The organism is Kineococcus vitellinus (assembly GCF_009906315.1).
Classification (GTDB): domain Bacteria; phylum Actinomycetota; class Actinomycetes; order Actinomycetales; family Kineococcaceae; genus Kineococcus; species Kineococcus vitellinus.
In genome coordinates this window covers 1-4,548 of sequence record NZ_JAAALL010000328.1, presented here as the reverse complement: position 1 = coordinate 4,548, position 4,548 = coordinate 1, and the positions used below count along the sequence as shown (strand labels likewise).

The following is a 4,548-nucleotide window of genomic DNA, read 5'->3' as shown; positions in this document are numbered from 1 at the left end:
CCGCCACGCCGAGCGAGGTGGCCCCCACCGCCACGGCCACGCCCGCCGCCGTGACGCCCACGGCCACCGCCACGGCCAGCGCCACCGCGACGGCCACCGCGACGGCCACCGCGACGGCCACCGCGACGGCCACCGCGACGGCCACGCCGACGGCCACCGCCACGCCGGCCGCCGCCGCCGTCCCCGCGCTGCTGCCGGCCCCCGCGGCCGGTCAGACCCAGATCCAGATCGGCGCCTTCAACGACTTCCACGGCCGCCTGGAGGCCCCCGACGAGACCGACGACGGCGCCCCCGTCGGCGGTGCGGCGCAGCTGGCCGGCGCGCTCGACGCGCTGCGCGCGCAGCAGCCGAACACCGTCGTCGCCTCCGTCGGCGACAACGTCGGCGCCTCCACGTTCACCTCGTTCAGCCAGCAGGACGCGCCGACGATCGAGGCGCTGAACGCCATGGACGTCGCCGTCTCCGCGGTGGGCAACCACGAGCTCGACAAGGGCTTCGCCGACCTCACCGACCGCATCGGCGTGCGCGGCGAGCCGGGCGCGGACGGGGCCGCCCCGCTGGCGGGCTTCCCGTACCTCGGCGCCAACGTCGCGCTCGCCGACGGCCGCCCCGCGCTGCCGGAGTACGCCGTCACCGACGTCGGCGGGATCCGCGTCGGCTTCATCGGCGTCATCACCCAGGCCACGCCGAGCCTGGTGTCCCCGGACGGCATCCGCGGCCTGCAGTTCACCGACCCGGTGGCCGCCGCGAACCGGGTGGCCACGCAGCTGTCCGACGGCGACGCCGCCAACGGCGAGGCGCAGGTCCTCGTGCTGCTGGCGCACGAGGGCTCGGCCGGCACCGACTGCGCCACCGTCGCCACCGAGGGCGCCTTCGGGGGGATCGTGCGGGGGGCCTCCCCGCAGATCGACGCGATCCTCTCCGGGCACACCCACCAGCTCTACGACTGCGAGTTCCCGGTGCCCGGCCGCCAGGTCGCCCGCCCGGTGCTGTCGGCCGAGTCGTACTCCACGGCCCTGGACCGCCTCGTCCTCAACGTCGACACCGCCACCGGCGACGTCGTCGCGCAGGCCCACCAGGTGCTGCCGGTCGTGGGCTTCACCCCGGACCCGCAGGTCCAGGGGATCGTCGACGACGCGGTCGCCTTCGCCGAGGAGGTCGGCGCGCGCCCCGTCGGGCGCATCACCGCCGACATCACCCGCGCCTTCACGGGCGCCGAGGACGACCGGGGCACGCAGTCGCCGCTGGCCAACCTCATCGCCGACGCCCAGCTGCAGCAGACGCTCGGCGCGCGGGCGCAGATCGCCTTCGAGAACCCCGGCGGCGTCCGCGACGACCTGCGCTTCGCGCCCTCCGGCGCCGAGGGCGCCGGGGTCGTCACCTACGCCGAGGCCGCCGCCGTCCAGCCGTTCGCGAACTCCGTGGTCACCCTCAGCCTCACCGGCGCGCAGGTCCGCCAGGTGCTGGAGGAGCAGTGGCAGCCCGCGGGCTCCTCGCGGCCCTTCCTCGCGCTCGGCGTCTCGAAGGGCTTCGCCTTCACCTACGACCCCGCCGCCCCCGCCGGCCGGCACGTCGTCTCGGCCACGCTGGACGGCGTGGAGCTCGACCCCGCCGCCACCTACCGGGTCACGGTGAACAGCTTCCTGGCCTCCGGCGGCGACAACTTCACGACCCTCGCGCAGGGCACCGAGCGCACCGAGCTCGGGCGCACCGACCTGGAGGCGTTCACCGCCTACCTGGGGCTGCCGGAGAACCAGCCGATCTCGCCGGACCAGCAGCCGCGCTCGGCCGTCGCGGCCCCCGCGCCGGCCCCCGCGCCGACGACGTCGGCCCCGGCACCCGTCGCCCCGGCGCCCAGCGCCCCGGCGACGACCGCCCCGGTCGCGGTGCGCCCGACCACCCGCCCGAGCGTGCGGCCGTCCGTGCGCCCGGTGGTGCGCCCGACGCGCACCTCGGCCCCCGGCCGGCTGGCGAACACCGGCGCCGAGGTGGCGCCCGTCGTCGCGGCGGGATCGGCCCTCGTGCTCACGGGTGGCCTGCTCGTCCTCGCGGCCCGGCGCCGGCGCGCCTGAGGGCCGCCCCGGCGGGGTCCACCCGGGGTCCACCCGCGCGCTGGACGCACGAAGGCCCGCCCGGTCTGCTGACCGGGCGGGCCTTCGCCACGAGGTGGTCGTCCCGAGCGTCGCCTCTCGGCGGGTGGCCGCTCGCAGCGGCTGGGGGTGAGGCCCGGGGACACGTACCGGAACGACCAGCCTGTCCAACCATCGGCACCCGCGGGGCATTCCTGCAGCCCGCGGGCCGGTCGGGGGGAGCGGCCGCCCCGTCAGTGCCGGTGCGCCGGGTGCCCCGCGGGGGCCGAACGCTCCAGCGCCGTCCCCTCCACGTCGAGGGCGGGCAGCCAGCGCAGCCACCGCGGCAGCCACCACGCCGCCGCGCCCAGCAGGGACAGCGCGGCCGGCACGAGCACCATCCGGACCACGATGGCGTCGGCGAGGATGCCGATGGCCAGCGCGAAGGCGATGGGCTTGATCGTCGCGTCGCCCTCGGGGACGAAGCCCGCGAAGACGGAGAACATGATCGCGGCGGCGGCCACGACGACGGGTGCGGCCTGGCGGAACCCGGTGCGCACGGCCTGGACGGGGTCGGCGCCGTGCGCGTGCGCCTCGTGCATGCGCGAGACGAGGAAGACCTGGTAGTCCATCGCCAGGCCGAAGAGGATGCCGACGACGATGATGGGCGCCAGGCTCAGCAGCGGGCCGGTGCTCTCGGCCTGCACGACGTCCTTCAGCCAGCCCCACTGGAAGACCGCGGTGGTCGCCCCGAGCGCGGAGCCGATCGTCAGCAGGAACCCCAGGACGCCGACGACGGGGACCAGGATCGAGCGGAAGACGAGCACGAGCAGCAGGAACGCCAGGCCGACCACGAGCACGAGGTAGAGCGGCAGCGCCTGCGCGAGGGTGGCGGAGACGTCGACGCTCACGGCCGTCGTGCCCGTGACGTAGGCGCGCGCGGGGGAGTCGTCGGCGGCGATGCGCTCGCGCATGCGGTGCACGAGGTCGGTGGTCGCCTCGTCCTCGGGGTCGGTCGTGGGCACGACCGTGACGAGGGCGGCGGTGCCGTCGGCGTTCGGCGTGGCGGGGGTCGCCAGCGCCACGCCCTCCAGGCCGCCCAGCTCGGCGCTCAGCGCCTGCCCGCGCGCGGGGGCGCCCTCGCCGGTGACGAGCACCAGCAGCGGCCCGGTGACGCCCGGGCCGAAGCGCTCGGACAGGACCCGCTCGGCCCGCGCCTGGGTGCTGCCGTCGGGCCAGGCGGTGCTCAGCGTCGTGCGCATCGAGGCGACCGGGATCGTGATCGCGCCCAGGGCGACGACGGCGGCCAGCAGGGTCGCCCAGCGGTGGGTGCTCACCGCGCGCCCCCAGCGGGCGAACAGGCCCGTGGGCGCCTGCGCGTCGGCCGGGTCGGAGACGGCGACGTGCCTGCCGGAGGCGTGGGTCAGGGCCCGCCGCGCCGAGCGCGGCAGCGCGCGCAGCCCGATGAGGCCTAGCGCGGCCGGCACGAGCGTGAGGGCGACGAGCACGGCGACGACGATGGTGGCGGCGGCCGCCAGGCCCATCTCGGTGAGGAAGGGGATGCCGGCCACGGCCAGGCCCGCCAGGGCGATGACGACCGTGGTGCCCGCGGTGAGCACCGCCGAGCCCGCGGTGCCGACGGCCACCGCCACGGCCTCGGGGGTGGCGCGCCCGGCCAGCAGCTCGTGGCGGAAGCGGGTGACGATGAAGAGGGCGTAGTCGATGCCGACGGCCAGGCCCAGCATGACCGCCAGGATCGGCGTCGTGGACTGCAGGTCGACGAAGCCGGTGAGCGTGGTGATGCCGAGCGCGCCGATGCCCACGCCGACGACGGCGGTGAGCAGGTTCATCCCGGCGGCCACCAGCGAGCCGTAGGTGATGGCCAGGACGACGAGCGCGACGACGACGCCGACGACCTCCGCCGGCCCGCCGATCTCGGAGACGCCCTGGGTGGCCTCGCCGGTGACCTCGACGGCCAGCCCGTCCCCGCGCGCGGCGCCGACCGCGTCGAGCAGGGCCTCGCGGTCCTCCTCGGTGATCTCCGCGGCCTGCACGGGGTAGCTGACGGTGCTGTAGGCGGCGCGCAGGTCGGGGGAGACGGCGGGGGCCGCCGGGTCCAGGGGGTTGCTGGCGCCGCCCGCGCCGGGCAGGGCGCCCAGCACCTGCACGGCCGCGGCGATCCGGGCGGCGTTCTGCGGGGCGGTGACCTGCTGCCCCTGCGGCACCTCGAAGACCACCTGCGCGGAGGCGCCGCCGGCGGCGTCGCCGAACTCGGAGTCCAGCAGGCGCAGCGCCGTCGTGGACTCCTGGCCGGGGATCTCGAAGCTGTTGATCGTCGAGCCGGACAGGGTGGCCGCGCCGACGCCGGCGAGCGCCAGCAGCAGCACCCACAGCGCGACGACGAGGACCCGGAAGCGGTGGGCGGCCCGCCCGAGGCGGTGCAGCAGGGTGGCCAAGGCTCAGTCCTCCGTGCGGGGGG

General features: G+C 76.9%; 2 protein-coding genes. One reads left to right on the top strand and one right to left on the bottom strand.

Translation table 11 applies throughout. The features are described 5' to 3' along the window. A partial coding sequence (locus tag GTQ99_RS20115; protein ID WP_205707893.1) for a bifunctional metallophosphatase/5'-nucleotidase occupies positions 1-2,072 on the top strand: 2,072 nt, incomplete at its 5' end. 251 nt (positions 2,073-2,323) lie between these two features. Here the strand turns inward: GTQ99_RS20115 and GTQ99_RS20110 are convergent. Further along, positions 2,324-4,525, bottom strand: a complete 2,202-nt coding sequence (locus GTQ99_RS20110) for an MMPL family transporter (RefSeq protein ID WP_166617484.1) — start codon at positions 4,523-4,525, stop codon at positions 2,324-2,326. Positions 4,526-4,548 lie beyond the last annotated feature (23 nt).